The sequence below is a fragment of the Bacillus sp. XF8 genome (genome assembly GCF_017498755.1).
Classification (GTDB): domain Bacteria; phylum Bacillota; class Bacilli; order Bacillales; family Bacillaceae_G; genus Bacillus_A; species Bacillus_A bingmayongensis.
Genome location: NZ_JAGDQK010000030.1, coordinates 25,082 through 40,336, shown reverse-complemented (window position 1 = coordinate 40,336; position 15,255 = coordinate 25,082). Strand labels below are relative to the sequence as shown.

Annotated in this window: 14 protein-coding genes and 1 pseudogene; 3 read left to right on the top strand and 12 right to left on the bottom strand. The window is 36.3% G+C overall.

Going from position 1 to position 15,255, the window contains the following annotated elements:
* Positions 1-11: 11 nt before the first annotated feature.
* From J4P91_RS29435 to J4P91_RS18420, 3 genes and pseudogenes are all read right to left on the bottom strand, one after another.
* The gene (locus tag J4P91_RS29435) at positions 12-143 is read right to left on the bottom strand and encodes a hypothetical protein (protein ID WP_279538656.1); all 132 of its coding nucleotides are present in this window, start codon (positions 141-143) and stop codon (positions 12-14) included.
* Positions 143-1,251 (bottom strand): annotated as a pseudogene (locus J4P91_RS18425) (tetratricopeptide repeat protein). The gene J4P91_RS29435 and the pseudogene J4P91_RS18425 overlap by 1 nt, the downstream one beginning before the upstream one ends.
* A gap of 185 nt (positions 1,252-1,436) precedes the next feature.
* Entirely contained in the window at positions 1,437-1,601 is a 165-nt protein-coding gene (locus J4P91_RS18420) for an IS1096 element passenger TnpR family protein (RefSeq protein WP_017153077.1), read from the bottom strand.
* Positions 1,602-1,759: 158 nt separating this feature from the next.
* Here J4P91_RS18420 and J4P91_RS18415 point away from each other — a divergent pair, with 158 nt between their 5' ends.
* Complete coding sequence (locus J4P91_RS18415) at positions 1,760-3,193, top strand: alanine/glycine:cation symporter family protein (protein WP_207995293.1); 1,434 nt, start codon at positions 1,760-1,762, stop codon at positions 3,191-3,193.
* Positions 3,194-3,386: 193 nt separating this feature from the next.
* Here J4P91_RS18415 and J4P91_RS18410 read toward each other — a convergent pair whose 3' ends face one another.
* The 7 genes from J4P91_RS18410 to J4P91_RS18380 all read right to left on the bottom strand — a co-directional run bounded on the left by J4P91_RS18410 (position 3,387) and on the right by J4P91_RS18380 (position 11,012).
* Positions 3,387-4,838 (bottom strand): MFS transporter, encoded by a 1,452-nt coding sequence (locus tag J4P91_RS18410; RefSeq protein ID WP_307802545.1) that lies wholly within the window; start codon positions 4,836-4,838, stop codon positions 3,387-3,389.
* A gap of 357 nt (positions 4,839-5,195) precedes the next feature.
* Positions 5,196-6,419, bottom strand: coding sequence for an L-2-hydroxyglutarate oxidase (gene lhgO, locus J4P91_RS18405; RefSeq protein WP_207995291.1), 1,224 nt, complete (start codon positions 6,417-6,419; stop codon positions 5,196-5,198).
* Between the two features lie 72 nt (positions 6,420-6,491).
* Positions 6,492-7,430: a glutarate dioxygenase GlaH gene (gene glaH / locus J4P91_RS18400; protein WP_207995290.1), complete on the bottom strand. Its 939-nt coding sequence runs from the start codon at positions 7,428-7,430 to the stop codon at positions 6,492-6,494.
* A 495-nt stretch (positions 7,431-7,925) separates the two neighbouring features.
* Positions 7,926-8,585: a 2OG-Fe(II) oxygenase gene (locus tag J4P91_RS18395; RefSeq protein WP_374192057.1), complete on the bottom strand. Its 660-nt coding sequence runs from the start codon at positions 8,583-8,585 to the stop codon at positions 7,926-7,928.
* Between the two features lie 233 nt (positions 8,586-8,818).
* The gene (locus J4P91_RS18390) at positions 8,819-8,959 is read right to left on the bottom strand and encodes a hypothetical protein (RefSeq protein WP_207995288.1); all 141 of its coding nucleotides are present in this window, start codon (positions 8,957-8,959) and stop codon (positions 8,819-8,821) included.
* 168 nt (positions 8,960-9,127) lie between these two features.
* Positions 9,128-9,481 carry a DUF3870 domain-containing protein gene (locus J4P91_RS18385; protein WP_207995287.1) on the bottom strand — a complete coding sequence of 118 codons (354 nt, stop codon included), beginning with the start codon at positions 9,479-9,481 and terminating at the stop codon, positions 9,128-9,130.
* Between the two features lie 82 nt (positions 9,482-9,563).
* Positions 9,564-11,012, bottom strand: coding sequence for an amino acid permease (locus J4P91_RS18380; protein ID WP_243763908.1), 1,449 nt, complete (start codon positions 11,010-11,012; stop codon positions 9,564-9,566).
* Positions 11,013-11,462: 450 nt separating this feature from the next.
* On the opposite strand from J4P91_RS18380, the gene J4P91_RS18375 reads away from it, so the two are divergent.
* Positions 11,463-11,609, top strand: a complete 147-nt coding sequence (locus J4P91_RS18375) for a YflJ family protein (protein ID WP_207995286.1) — start codon at positions 11,463-11,465, stop codon at positions 11,607-11,609.
* 119 nt (positions 11,610-11,728) lie between these two features.
* Positions 11,729-12,058: a hypothetical protein gene (locus tag J4P91_RS18370; RefSeq protein WP_207995285.1), complete on the top strand. Its 330-nt coding sequence runs from the start codon at positions 11,729-11,731 to the stop codon at positions 12,056-12,058.
* A gap of 198 nt (positions 12,059-12,256) precedes the next feature.
* On the opposite strand, the gene J4P91_RS18365 is transcribed toward J4P91_RS18370, so the two are convergent.
* Positions 12,257-13,837, bottom strand: a complete 1,581-nt coding sequence (locus J4P91_RS18365) for an N-acetylmuramoyl-L-alanine amidase (protein ID WP_207995284.1) — start codon at positions 13,835-13,837, stop codon at positions 12,257-12,259.
* Between the two features lie 353 nt (positions 13,838-14,190).
* A complete protein-coding gene (locus tag J4P91_RS18360) occupies positions 14,191-15,240 on the bottom strand; it encodes a M42 family metallopeptidase (RefSeq protein WP_207995283.1) in 1,050 nt (349 codons plus the stop codon).
* Positions 15,241-15,255 lie beyond the last annotated feature (15 nt).

Sequence of the window (15,255 nt, the reverse complement as noted above, 5' to 3'; positions counted from 1 at the left end):
TGTTATATCAATTAAAAATGATCAGCATGCGAGTACTGTATGATTTCTTCTTTTTGCAGAGCATGTTGTGTATCACCTTCGTTATTCCACCCAATCGCTAAAGTCATTACCAATCCTAACGTTGCTAATACAATTTTTTTCATTATTTTAATGCTCCTTTACCAAATATTTTTTGTTTCGCTTCGTAACATAGATTGAAGTAATCACTAACTTTTTCATGATTATTTAATTTACGAAACTCAACAGCTAACAACTCTCCATATTCTTCAACAAACTCCCATAAACCTTGTTTTTTGAAATAAGAAATGCTTTTTTGCACTTCTTCTTCTACTAGTTCAATAGGTTTGTTTTCATTTAATAAACGTAAAATATTGAAATGATATACATATTCTTCATTTCCTATTTCCTCACAAACTTTTAAACCTTTTTCGATAAGTTCTTGTGCAATATTTGTTTCTTGTAGCTTATAATGTTCACGCGCTTGTAAGAACAATGCTTTAAAATGATTTGGAATTTGTTCTGTAACTTCAGATAAATGACGAATCGCCAATGGAGATAAATTTTGCATTGCATATAATAATCCTAAATTATGTCTAACTACTAAAATTAACTTTTCCTCATTCTGTTTTTGTAAAATGTCAATGGATCGATTTAAATGTTCTTCAGCTTGTTCAAATTGTTTTAAAAATATACAAGCAGTTCCTAATGTATTTTCACAAGATGCAACTTTCACTTCATATCCAGCATGTTTTGCAAAAATTTCTTTTGCCCTATTCGCATATTCAATTGATGTTAGCATTTTAGAAGTATGATGTAATACAGCGAACTTTTGATTGAATTCAGCGTGTTCTAACTCGTCGGAAACATATTCCAATAAACTTTCAGCTTCTTCATATTGTCTGCTAGCTTCATTATAATTACTAAACATTAAAGCATGCTCAGCTTTGAAAGAGTGATAATAATATGCTGTAAGCTTATCGGTTGTTTCATCAATAGGATCAATTACATCGAAGCTGTCTTTTCTAATGCTTAATCTGTCAGTAAGTAGTTGATATTTAAAATCTAGCAAAGAATAGTATAATAATAAATTCCGGTTTTGTTTTTCTTCTTCTACACGCTTAATATGTTCTATTTTCTCATCTATTTCTTTTTTAATTGTGTTGCTTTTATTAATTGCTGTGATAACATCAATTGATACAAATCATTGAGCTGTTCCATAATCACTTCATGCGCGAAAACACCTGTGCTCATACACTACATCCTCCTCAATAATCTTCATTTATCTAAATATTACCACAATTATACATATTCCGTAGAAAGAATACTTTTTTTGTAAATTGATAAACAAAATACAGAATATTCAATCTTTTAATCAGAAATTACATTTAGCATTTTTATCATTCGTTTCGATATGATAATTTATTAAGTTCTTATAGTTATCGATGCTCAAACGACAACATTTTCCATCCCATTATAATTTGAATAATTTCGTGCAACTCTGCGAATGTTACTTGATTATCAACTAAAAAGATCCTCCAAATCGGTGGACGAATTCCTTTCAATATATCAGCGATTTTCCAAATATATCGACCACGCGACAAATTTCGCTACCCCGCTCCACTAAATTATTTCAGAAAAACAAAAAAAGTCAGAAAAATATCACAAACCCTTCTAAATCAACATCCTCCCACACTCGATTTGCGGCTACGTTATTTTTAAAATATACTTTTATATATAACTAGAAAAGGAAGTGCATTACATGATCGATACTTTTAGTAGATTCCTTGAGGTAACGAATAACATTTTATGGTCATATATTCTTATTGCGATGTTAATCGGCCTCGGGCTTTATTTTTCTTTTAAATTAAAATTTGTACAAATTAGCCATTTTGGTGACATGATACGGTTAATCGGTAATGGATTCAACCGCAAGACAAAGAAAAAGGATAGCATATCCCCGTTCCAAGCATTTTGTCTGAGTGCAGCAGCTCGCATTGGAATCGGAAACCTAGCTGGTGTAGCGCTAGCTATTTCAATGGGAGGACCTGGTGCAGTATTTTGGATGTGGTTCATCGCGATTATTGGAGCGGCTACAAGTTTTGTAGAATGTACACTTGCACAAATTTATAAGGTCAAAGACGGACGCGGGTTCCGCGGGGGTCCTGCTTATTATATGGAAAAGGGGTTAAATAAGCGCTGGATGGGCGTTTGGTTCTCACTCCTGATTACAGTTACTTATGGATTAATTTTCAACTCGGTACAGGCAAATACAGTAACATTAGCATTTGAGAATGCTTTTGGTTTGGAACGTTACATCGTAGGGATTTTAATGGCTGTATTAGTTGCGATTATTATTTTTGGCGGTATTAAAAGCATCGCACGTATTACAGAAACGATTGTTCCGCCAATGGCTATTGTTTATATCGCCGTAGCTGTTTTTGTTGTGATTAAAAACTTTTATATCTTACCGGATGTTTTTCTAGAAATATTTAAAGGGGCATTTGGTTTAGATCAAGCAATTGCTGGTGGCATCGGGGCAGCAATGAAGTTCGGTATTCAGCGTGGTTTATTCGCAACGGAAGCGGGTATGGGTAGTTCACCAAACGCTGCCGCTACATCAGATGTCTCACATCCTGTAAAGCAAGGACTTGTTCAAGCGCTTGGCGTTTTCGTTGATACGTTTTTAGTATGTACTTCAACAGCATTTATCGTATTATGCTCCGGGGCATATAAGCAAGCGAATTTAGAAGGAATTGAGTTAACACAAATAGCATTAAGTTCTCAAATTGGCTCATGGGCAAGTAGCTTCTTAGCCATTATTATTTTCTTATTTGCTTTTAGTTCATTACTAGGAAACTACTATTATGGTGAAACAAATATTGCATTCATTAAAGAAAGTAAAGCCTGGTTAATGATTTATCGCGTTGCAGTAGTTGCGATGGTTTTATTCGGATCCGTTGCGACGCTTCAAACTGTTTGGAATATGGCTGATTTATTTATGGGTCTTATGGTATTTACAAATTTAATTGCTATTACCCTTCTTGGTAAGTTTGCATATGCCGCTTTAGCAGACTATATGAAGCAGAAGAAAGCTGGAAAGACACCAGTTTTCCATGCTGATTCTATTTCTGGCTTACAGAACACAGAGTGTTGGGAAAAAGATAATTCAGAGGAAGAAAAACAAGCCGTATAGGAAAAGAAAGCAAATCCAATTTCTTACTATGAGAAATCCCCCTTATTACAATTCAATTTGTAATAAGGGGGATTTTTTGAATGCATAATCCTACTCATTTTTGCGCTTGTTTGAATTAGAGAAAAGTGTGCTGCGTTACTTATTCAATCAAATAATTTTAAAAATTGCAAAAATACATGTTACTTTTCATACATTATGAGTTTTTCACTTCTTCAATTTCTAAAGATTCTTCGTGCCACCAAAGTGCTTCTTCAGGGTCTTGCTTCGCTATTTCGTGTGCTTCTTTTTTCGTTTCTACAGTCGGGTACGAACCTTTCAAGGCGCGACCTGACGTTGTCACAAATAGTAGGCTAAATACAATTAAGCCAATTAAGCTGACACCGGTTAAATAAAATGCGGGTGCAAGTGCATTTCCAGTAGCATGAACTAAATATGAACATACGAGCGGTGTTGTTCCACCAAATATGGATACGGAGATATTAAATGATATCGAGAGTGCACGATAACGTACATCTGTGAAAAAGAGAGCTGGTAATAAGGAAGGTAATGTTCCTTCATAAGTACTAAGGAAGAAACCTAAAATAAAGATACCTATAAAAATAGCTGCAATATGTCCATTTCCGATTAGTAAAAAGGCAGGAATTGAACATAATGTCAAACCGAGTAATCCGAATTGTACTACACGTTTATTACCAACTTTATCGCTTAATTTCCCGAAATAAAGCGCCAGTGGAATCATGAGTGCCATCGTAATTGAAATAATGATTAAACCAGTCGTTTCTTTGATTTTTAATACTTGTGTTAGATAAGAAGGAATATAAGAAAGGATCATATAGTTTGTAATATTAAAGAAGGCAACAATTACTGTACTTAAAAGAAAGTCTTTTTTATGATATTTCAAAATATCAATGAACGAAATTTGTTCATCTTCTTCAGACTCTTCTTGTGCCTTTTCCATCTCTTGGAATATAGGAGATTCATCTAAATGACGGCGTAAATATAAACCGACCAAACCAATTGGTGCAGCAATTAAGAACGGGATACGCCATCCCCAGCTAAGCATTTGTTCATCTGTTAACACTACCGTCAAAACAGTAACGATTACTGAAGCGGCGATGTAACCAGAAAGCGTCCCAATTTCAAGGCCACTACCGAGTATACCACGCTTCTTATCAGGAGAAGATTCAGCGATATACACCATTGCTCCTGAATATTCGCCTCCTGTGGAAAATCCTTGAACCATACGAGCAACTAATAATAGTATCGGTGCCCAAATTCCAATTTGTTCGTAGGTTGGTAGTAGCGCAATAAATAATGTAGAAAGTGCCATTAAAATAATAGTTGTACTTAACACAATCTTTCGGCCATATTTATCACCAATTCTACCGAAGAAAATACCACCAATCGGCCTAACTAAGAAGGCAGTAGCAAATGTACCAAATGTAAGTACAAGTTGGAGACCACTATTGTGAACACCCGAGAAGAATAATTGACTTAAAACAACCGCTAAATACGCATATAAGCCAAAGTCGAACCATTCCATTGCATTCCCAATACCAGTGGCAACAACAGCTTTCCTGGCTTGTTTTGGGTTCACTACATTTACATCTTGAGGTCCAAAATCTAAATCATTTTTTTGTTGCATATAATAAAAACAGCTCCTTATTTCATTTAAAATCATTAAGCACACTTTCTCTTATAGAATAAATTCAATACGAAGCACTTAAGGAAAAGCACCCTCTCTTTACCTGTTACTATTGTTTCATAAAATTAATTCCCTGTCTAACGATATGGATTGTAGGCTAACAAATATAACGCTTTCACAAGAGAAATTACACCACATAAATATTTCGAAAATATCCGTATACATCCTATTTCATACAGAAATATTAAGTATTCTTCTCCTATACCATTTATTTTCCAAAGATATCGCTTTTTTCTCAATATATATCCGTAATTCAACAAATTTTGTTATTTACCAAAAAAAAATTAAAAAGCTACCTCAAAAAGTAGCTTTTGACAAGGAAATTCGGTCCAAAATCACATCCGGCACTTTACTTACAATTTCCTCTCCAATTTTCAAACTCGCTGTTGCCGCTGGAGACGGTGCATTACAAATATGCATAGAATTTATACCAGGAATAATGCAAAAATCATCTACCATATTTCCATTGGATAAAATCGCCTGCGCTCTTACACCAGCATGAGTCGGAACGATGTCTTTCTCTGTGAGCTCTGGGATTAAGCGCTGCAAGCTTTTGAGAAAGGATTGTTTGCTGAAAGAACGAATCATTTCCTTCATGCCCTCTTTCATATTCGGCATTGCCATTTTCCAAAAGCCGGTGTATGTCATAGTTTCCATGAAGTCTTTTATGTCAAAGTCTTTTTTTGTGTAGCCTTCGCGCTTGAAGCTTAATACTGCGTTTGGCCCAGCATGTACGTCCCCATTTATCATGCGTGTAAAGTGAACGCCTAAGAATGGAAAATCTGGGTTTGGAACAGGGTAAATTAAATGTTTTACAAGGTGGCGCTTTTCTGGAACGAGTTCGTAATATTCACCTCGGAACGGAACAATTTTCATATCGGTTAGTATTCCTGCTTTTTTGGCGATGCGATCACTATGTAGCCCAGCGCAGTTAATAAGAAATTTTGTTTCAAAGACGCCTTTGCTTGTTTCGATTGTAACGAAATCCTTGTGTTCAAAAATCTGTTCTGCTTTTGTGCCTAGGTGTACTTCTCCTCCGCTTTCCTCTATGATACGTGCAAATGTATGACTAACTCCTTTATAATCGGCAATGCCGCAGGAAGGAACGCGGATGGCTCCTAATCCTTTTACGTGAGGCTCGATTTCCGCTAATTCTCCTTGATCGATTTTAGAAATGTTCAGCCCATTTTGTAGACCTCTTTCGTACAGATTATGCAAAAGAGGAAGCTCTTCTTTTTCTGTTGCGACAATCACCTTTCCGCACATGTCATAGGCAATGCCATTTTCTTTGCAGAACTCGACCATCGCTGCGTTTCCTTCTTTAGCAAATCTCGCTTTATAGCTGCCTGGTTTGTAGTAAATGCCAGAATGAATGACACCGCTATTATGTCCTGTTTGGTGATGTGCAAGTTCATTTTCTTTTTCGATGACTGCGATTTTGGCATGAGGGAATTTTTTCATTAAGGCCATTCCAGTTGATAAGCCGACAATTCCTCCGCCGATAATTAGAAAATCATACATACTACTTCCCCCTTATGTTTGTATCCCCTATATGAGGAAAAGCAGGTCTTGTTGAAAGACCCGCCACATGTATTATTTAGAAAAACAACCGCGCTGGCGCATAAGCTCCCGATATAAATCTTTATTTTTCTCAAAAGGAGCGCGCCCGTGCATCCAAAATAGATTATTTAATAGAACGAGATCACCAACCGGTAGTTTTAATGCATGCGTTGCTGGAGAGTTCTCCACAGAGTTTGATAATTCCTTCAAATATGTTGCCTGTTCGATATTATCAGGGTAAGCGAATTGATCAATGAAGCAAATACATGGTGCATTGTTCACATCAAAAAATGTTTCACGATATACAATTTCTTGCGCATTTTTACTTGGAGGTGCTTTGTACGTGATTTTGACCGATGCGAGTGGATGCTTCCGAAATCTATCAAGCTCTTCCCAATCATCTAAATGAAGTAAACGCGACTCGCCCCCTACTGCGTTCTTTTCTTCAATTTTCATCATCAGAAGCCAATCTGTAGGTTCATCCACAAATGTTCCGTCTGTATGAAGCGTGAATAATCGATACGCCTGGCGAAGATACGAATCACTGCTGTCTGTATCTTTTACGTTAAATCTCGCATAGTACGTTCCTGTCATTGCATCAAAGTTAGACGTACCAATTAAATGTGTTAATGCCGTTGCAAATTTCACATAGTTCCCTGCATCTGTCGTTTCTCCCTGTACACCAATTGTAAATCCGCCCGTTTCTCGGTCATGAATAATGCCCCGAACATTTTCCATAAACGATTCACCAAAGAGCTTTTTCATTCCATCAGCAAGGATAAAGCGGGAATACGGAATATATTGTAATGATTGCTCAGAGTGTTCTTTTACCTCTTCAAAAAATTGTTGAAGCAACTGCCCGTCTAACACAATATGATACAAACGTTTATGTTCTGGATGAGGAACAATTTCATATCCCTCATATTTCTTCGCAAACTTCATCTTCGTTTCTTGTGCCGTAATGATTGACATCTTAATTCCTCCTTAGTCTGGATAAATTAAAAAGCCAGTCATACGCATCTACAATGTAAAAACTGTAGAAAACGTACAACTGGCTTGAAATTACGAGTGTTCTTTAATCTCTTAAAGTACAGTAATAATAGACAGTTTGTTATTCAAATATGAGCAAACAGAAAATGAAGATCGGATATAGAGAAGGCTTATTTCTCGTATGGATCTTATCATTTAATAATTAAATAATAATTCAAAATATTCTAAATGTCAATATGTTCATTTGGGGTGTTCTATGCTTATTACATATAGAACATAACTTTTCAAGAAAAGCATTAACGATTTTCCTCTTCTTTTACCCAGCCGATCTTATTTACTGTCTCGGCTGCAAACAAAAGTGAGGGAGCATAAATAGAAAACAATAATACCAATGAGGGATTCTTACAAATAAACCTATATCTATATTCAAATTTCATAAATTATAAAAAATGAATGTAATCCAAATCGAGTGTTATCTTAATATAAAGGTCTTCTTCTTATCCATTGCGTCGCAACCCATTTTTCACCTTTGATAACAGGTTCACTGCCATGTAAAGTGAGCTTGTTTAATGATGCATCCTGATAAAAATATTCGAAATATACTGCCATTCCTTTTTTCGGAGATACAGAAAGGTTGAGTTTTGGAAAGAAAGTCTCTCCACCTTCTTCTACATGATTTAGGTACATGACAAGGGTACTAATACGATTGTTATTTGCTGCCGCACTGTTTTCTGCAAAAAAATCATAATGTGCTTTATATTCTTGGCCAACTGTATACTTTAAAATATGTAATCCTTCTCCATGTGAGGCAGGAACATTCATGATGGAAGCGATTCGTTTTTCGATTCTAGTAACAGCCTCACTTACTTCTAAAAACGTACCACTACTCGTCCGAATGTTATTTATTTTGCGCGAAACACCAATTTTAGAACGTTTCATTTTATTTTTAGACATTTCAATTAACGTTTCACACTCTTCATCACTTAATACATTTGCTAACACGACAATAAGAGGATCTTCTAATCTTGAAATAATTTGAATTTCTCTATCTTCTGTTACAATTGTGTTTCCAATGTGGTTAAAAATCGTTAGTTCCTTATTTTCAACTGTTTGATTTTCCATTGTTCTTTTCCCCATCTCCCTTAAAAATAATTGGATATTATGAATATATCACATTTTTCTTTCTATTCATTTTTTAAAAAAAATTAAAGTGAGGACTGTTCCGCGGAATGAATAGATTATATTGTCATAATGTTCTTTATTCGGTTTATAATCTTCTGCAGGTACAACAGCAATTGCTCGTAATCCGTTTTTCACTTCGTTTTTATTTGCATCAATTGATTCTATGGACCATTTACTGAAGTAAGGGATTATAACCATGTTCCCAACGATCTAACATCAATTGGCTCAATTTCAGTAATCCATGCGAAAATCTTTTGATTGTAGAAATTGTATTCCTTATTTGGAGTAGAAGGAGCATCTGTGCCAGGAAGTGTAAAGTATATTCCCATAAATTAAAACTACCCTCAGTGAGGGATGAAGAAAATCCCCACTGATTATTAACCCTCACCAATCGGGCTTTTACAGGCAGTTTACCTCCCATCTAACTTCTTTGTTCTTGCTTAATTTTGAGATGAGAGTTTTACTGCTCGTTCATGCGGGGTAAGCTGGGCAGTTTGTTATAGATTTGTTTCCTCATATTCTTCTTGTGGCTTTTCGCCGTTTACATAGTTTGTATATTGGCGGTACAAATCTTTTAAAGCGCTAATAATCGCATTTTGTGCTTTCCCTTGATAATGATAAGAAATTTCTTGAACGATATCTTCAATGCCATCTCGTAAACTATGTCCTCTTAAAATTTGTGAAATAAAGTCTCTTCCATGTTCAGTCGCAAGAGTACATGACGCCTCAATAATGACATGATATTTGTGATCTGCCTCTATTGTAATTGTTAATGTTTCATAGACACTGCGTACAGCCATCCCTTTTGGTAGTCTTGAGTGTCCTGCCATGAAAAAAGTTCCTTTACGCATATTCATCCCCCATTATTATGCATCGTTTTATTCTATAACTCACATTTAATCAACATATCCTCCTTTATTTTGTAATAACAGCTTAGTCCTTCTCTAGACTAACTTTCGAATCTTTTATCATCGTAAAATCTTCTTTTATTGGCACTCGCTTATTTCTATCTCTTAGAAAATAGATTGCGATTACGATAGCGGTCGCTAACATCGTCATATAAAATTGCATACGCATATCCGCTATAAACGCTTGTGCAACAAATATCGTAATAATCATCGCAAGCGTTGCGTAAGTGAGATACGGAAACAGCCACATTTTCACCTTTAACTTTCCAGGGTCTTCCCGTTCAGCTTGTCTTCTTAACCTGATATGAGAAACGGCAACAAACATATACATCAGCATCGTAACTCCACCTGAGCTATTCGCTAAAAAAGCAAATAATTTATCAGGAGATATGAACTTTAGCATGGCGCAAATGAATGCAAATACGATACTTGCATAGATCGCCCAAACTGGTGTCCCTCTACTGTTTAACTTGGAAAACATAAGAGGAGCGTCTCCTTTTTTCGCAAGTGAAAATAACATACGAGAACTCGTGTATATACCGGAATTCATAACCGAAAGGAGCGACAGAAATACAACCCCATTCATAATTTCCGCAGCCGCAGGAATTCCTGCCATCTGAAATAAACTTGCATAAGGCAGTTTCAATAATTCCGCATTGTTCCACGGCATAAAAATGACCAAAATCGATACAGACCCTACAAAGAAAATCATAAGACGCCATACAACACTATTAATCGCTCGTATCACATTTTTCTCTGGATTTTCAGATTCTCCGGCCGCAATTGCAGCGACCTCACTCCCCGATAAAGAGAAGGAAATAAATACAACACTGAGTAGTACAGGCATAATCCCTTTTGGAAAAAAGCCTCCGTTTTCAGAGATGATAGAAAAATCTGGTCTATCTACACCAGGAACAATTCCAAAAATCATCGAAATTCCTAAAACTAAAAATGCAAGAATCGCTACAACTTTAATAAGGGCTAACCAATATTCAAATTCCCCATATAACTTCACTGAATAAATATTTGTCATTGTCATAAGAACAATCATGAAAAAACTGGCTATCCATGTTGGTATGGAAGGAAACCAATTGTTAATCATCACTCCTAACAATACCGCTTCAATTGCGATAATGATGACCCAATTAAACCAATATAACCAACCGATTGTGTATCCTGCCCAAGGTCCAATTGCTTTATGTGCATATGTCGAGAAAGAACCGCTATCAGGATTTACCGCAGCCATTTCCCCAAGCATCCGCATTACAAGTACAACCATTAAGGCGCCAATGATATAGGACAAAATGGCAGCTGGACCTGTTGATTGAATAATTGTCCCACTTCCTACAAATAATCCCCCTCCGATAACCCCACCAATTGAAATCATTGTGATATGCCTGGTTTTCAAGTCTTTTTGTAGTTCCTTTTTTTCTTTCACCAAAAAGATCACCAACCTATAAGTATTTATTTTCATAAATCCTTTTCTTAAAGTGAGCATACATAAGATTAAAACATCACCATTGTTGATAACGCTTTCTTAAAATCATCCTAAAAAAATAAAAAGAGCCAGAAAAACAATGTAAAGAGTTACATTGGATTTTACTGTCTCTATCCCTATGGCTTGTCTTCCTGCTAAGGAAGTTCAAGTGGAAAGTAGCCAATTATCCTCTATTGGATTGAACGAAATCATATCCGGGCATGCAGAGAGGCTAATCACTGTCATCCGATAATAAGCTAATAATAATACAAATAGACTGAATATTCAACTTTTATTTAAAATTCAGTCATACCACAAGAACCCCACTGCTTTATCTCACTTTCATTTAATAATTACCTTAAATCGCCATATCCCACACTAATGAAAGACGAAATTTCCAACTTCCCAAACATATACTGTTTAAAAGCAAAAAAGGAAGTGATCTCCATGTATTACGGAACAAAGGGATGGTATGTAGCTGAACTAAAAAAATTAGGAGTTCGTTATCATGAAGGAAGAAAATTAGAAAGTTACCGCGCCCATGTTTTACGTAATTTATTAGCTGAACAACAGGAAAAAACGGAAGATAAGTAATCTATCATGATTAATCAATAAAACGATATCGGCGATTCAACAAATTCCGCCACACAAAAAGAGGCTACCGCAAACAGGTAGCCTCAGAATGATTTAGGACGGATGAATTTTATCCAATTATGGAACGATATACATATCATGTAAGAAAAGGGGATGAAGTTCTGTTGTATACATACAGCTTATACGATTCAGGCAATGCTTTTAGTATCAGAAAATCTTATCATATTAAATGCGATATTCCTCCGCATCGGTTTAGAGCGATTATGATGGAGTTTCGCCGTAATAAAGAAATTGGAGAAAATATTGGTGAATTTATCGAGTTTATGAAGCAGGAGTTTGGTGAAGAATTCGAACTGTTTGAGTATGACGATATTGTACAATATGATGCGGATCAAGAGAATAGCATGATACTAGCAAATCTGCTGGATCAAGCGGATGAACATGTATGAGATAATTAAAATAAAACGATATCAACCATTCTTTCGAATATATCAGTGCTTTTCAAAATATATCGACCGTTTCTCAGCATATATCGGCGGTTCGACATGAGATATCGACCTCTCGCCAAGATTTGCGCCCACTACCCGTCCGCCACGTACACACACGAAAAAAGAGGTCACCCCGCCATGGGGTAACCTCTTTTTCAATTATAAGCGGTAAGAAGAAACATCATTACCTTTCCACTCATAGTAATCTAAAATACCAGAGTAAATCGCTTCTGCAGCGCGTTGTCTCCATTCTGGGGAGGATAGTTTTTCACCCTCTATCTGGTTATCAACGAATCCTAGTTCTGTTAGTACAGCAGGCATTGTGTTTTCTCGAACAACGTAGAAGTCGCCTTCTTTTACGCCTCTGTCACGTGTGTCAAGGGCGTCTACTAGGCGGTTTTGAATTTTTTCTGCTAGTACGCGGCTTTCATCTACATATGGGTTTGTTCGAGTTGCTGATCTGTAGTAGTAAGTTTCTGTACCATTAGCATTTCCGTCAAAACCATTACCATGAATACTTACAAAGATATCACCATGATTTTCTTGTGCAAATTCAACACGTTCTTTTAAAGAATCTGCTGCATCCGTTCCTGGTCTTACGTCAGTTTCATGTGTTAGCAATACAGTGAATGGTGTTTTTTGCTCAAATAATTTTTGTACTCGTAAAGATGTGTCCAGTACAATTTTGCTTTCATCCATGTTTACGCCTTCATGGCCTGGATCTACACCACCATGGCCTGGGTCAATAACAATTGCTTTGCCTTCTAAGAAGTTTGCTTGATTTAATTGATTTTTATCGAGCCATTGGAAACCAGCATTTGTACGAATGCGGATCCAGCTTCCTTTTTCTTCAATCACAGTTACTGTTTGTGGACTGTATTTCCCCATTACTTTCGATGAATGTGATGCTTCTTGATAAGTAGTAAATGATTTATCAATATACTCTGTCTTCTCTTTTAACGGTGTCCATTTGTCCCCTTTATCCGTTACAATTTTAATCCAGCCATCTCGCTCTTCTTTTACGATAACGGTTTGAGGTTCATGTTGATTTGATGTAATACCTGATGATAATGATGGCTGATGATATGTGATGAATTTTCTATCTATGTACATTTTTTTCGTTTCCTGTTGACCGTTGTTTTTCAACATATCAGTTTTAGCAGTAAGCTGTGCTGCTTCTACACGTTTTATAGGATTATCTGGTTTCCAACCATTATCTGTACCGACAGAAATATTTAATTCTACTAAAATATTAGCGAACTTTTCACCCCAATGGCCTTTTAAGTCTTCAAATTTCGTAGTTAAATTTCCGCTAACTTCTTGATCTAATTTATACGTATTCACAAGCATCGCTGCCATAGCGGCGCGAGTTACTTGTCCATCCGGATTAAATACACCTTTTCCTTCTCCTGCAATTATCCCTGCTTTTTCAGCCGCTGCGATATACTTAGTTGCCCAATGATTTTGCGCATCTTTAAAAGATGGTTTCGCACTTTCATTAACTTGTAAGCCTAAAACCTTTGTCATAATTGTTGCTGCTTGAGCACGAGTTAATGTGCCATTTGATCCGAATGTGCCATCTGGCATCCCGCTAATTACATTCTTATCAACTAAATAACTTACTGCCTCTTCTGCCCAATCAGGTACATCTGGAAATGTGTTTGTTTGAGCTAAACTACTAACTGGATGCGTTAATAAACTTACTGCTAAAATACTTGCAGCTACTACTCGATACTTCATAAAAAAAATTCTCCTCTCCAAATCTTCTTAAAAAAGTGACATATAAATCTCTTAATCAATCATTTTACAACTGCCAAAAAAACCCAGTCACAATTCTCACCTATATAGTTTATAATACCCCCTCTATATAGTAAACACATTTCCTTCTATTTCGACAAAATACATATATAACAAAAATACAATCTCATGATGACTGCTTTTCTTATATTTGTTTTTTTATAGTAACTACCATATAAAGACAAAAAAGAAGAAGTTGTCTCTAAAAAGCCGTTCTCAGCGACCTTTTCGGACAACTTCTTCCATAAGCTGATTAGTAATACCTTTCAATACTCCCAATCAGCTAATCATGCTTATTATTCCCCAATCAACTCAGACATCACATAAGCAAATACCAATGCCTCCGTATGCGCAATCGAGCTCTCATGTGTCCGCTCGAATGCATGAGAAGAATCAATCCCTGCTCCGATTAAAGCGTGTTTCACATCAAAACCAGCGCGGATTGCGGCGGATGCATCTGATCCGTAATACGGATAGATGTCTACTTTATATTCAATGTTATTTACTTTTGCAAGATTCACTAGGTGTTTGCGTAACCCGTAGTGATATGGGCCGCTTGAGTCTTTGGCGCAAATAGATACTGTGTATTCGTCTGATGCTTGTCCGTCTCCAAGCGCTCCCATGTCGACAGCTAAATATTCTACTGTTTCTTCTGGAATGTTAGAGTTACCGCCATAGCCAATTTCCTCATTATTAGAGATTAAGAAATGTGTTGTATATGGTAATGTAATATTTTCGTCTTGCAATCTTTTAATTAATTTTAGTAGGATTGCCACGCTTACTTTGTCGTCTAGGTGACGTGATTTTATGTAGCCACTCTCTGTAATTTGGACGCGTGGGTCGAATGAGACAAAGTCCCCTACTTCTATTCCTAGTTCACGAACTTCATCCGCTGAAGATACGCGCTCATCAATACGAACTTCAATATTTTTTTCATCACGTTTTGCTTCGCCTGCATCTTTATATACATGGACAGATGTTTGATGCATTAAGATTGTACCTGTATATGTTTTACCGCTCGCTGTTTCGATTTCGCAATATTCTCCTTCAACAGAGTTCCAACGAAATCCGCCGATCATTGATAAGCGAAGGCGACCGTCAGATTTAATTTCTTTTACCATTGCACCTAATGTATCAACGTGAGCAGTTAATAAACGATGCTGCGCATCTTCTTTTCCTTTTAACGTTAAAATAAGCGCACCTTTATTATTACGTTTCGTTTCTACATTCCATTCTTTTACATAGTTTTCTATAAAGTTAATGATTTTTCCTGTATTTCCAGACGGGCTTGGAATAGAAACAAGCTGTTTAATTAATTCCATCGTTTCTTTTGCATGATGTGCCAATGTAGGTTCCTCCAC

Excerpts from the sequence above, each read along its gene's own strand:
- J4P91_RS29435 (WP_279538656.1), bottom strand. The coding sequence starts at position 143 with ATGAAAAAAATTGTATTAGCAACGTTAGGATTGGTAATGACTTTAGCG.
- J4P91_RS18415 (WP_207995293.1), top strand. The coding sequence starts at position 1,760 with ATGATCGATACTTTTAGTAGATTCCTTGAGGTAACGAATAACATTTTA.
- J4P91_RS18410 (WP_307802545.1), bottom strand. The coding sequence starts at position 4,838 with ATGCAACAAAAAAATGATTTAGATTTTGGACCTCAAGATGTAAATGTA.
- lhgO (WP_207995291.1), bottom strand. The coding sequence starts at position 6,419 with ATGTATGATTTTCTAATTATCGGCGGAGGAATTGTCGGCTTATCAACT.
- glaH (WP_207995290.1), bottom strand. The coding sequence starts at position 7,430 with ATGTCAATCATTACGGCACAAGAAACGAAGATGAAGTTTGCGAAGAAA.
- J4P91_RS18395 (WP_374192057.1), bottom strand. The coding sequence starts at position 8,585 with ATGGGGAAAAGAACAATGGAAAATCAAACAGTTGAAAATAAGGAACTA.
- J4P91_RS18390 (WP_207995288.1), bottom strand. The coding sequence starts at position 8,959 with ATGGGAATATACTTTACACTTCCTGGCACAGATGCTCCTTCTACTCCA.
- J4P91_RS18385 (WP_207995287.1), bottom strand. The coding sequence starts at position 9,481 with ATGCGTAAAGGAACTTTTTTCATGGCAGGACACTCAAGACTACCAAAA.
- J4P91_RS18380 (WP_243763908.1), bottom strand. The coding sequence starts at position 11,012 with ATGAAAATAAATACTTATAGGTTGGTGATCTTTTTGGTGAAAGAAAAA.
- J4P91_RS18375 (WP_207995286.1), top strand. The coding sequence starts at position 11,463 with ATGTATTACGGAACAAAGGGATGGTATGTAGCTGAACTAAAAAAATTA.
- J4P91_RS18370 (WP_207995285.1), top strand. The coding sequence starts at position 11,729 with ATGGAACGATATACATATCATGTAAGAAAAGGGGATGAAGTTCTGTTG.
- J4P91_RS18365 (WP_207995284.1), bottom strand. The coding sequence starts at position 13,837 with ATGAAGTATCGAGTAGTAGCTGCAAGTATTTTAGCAGTAAGTTTATTA.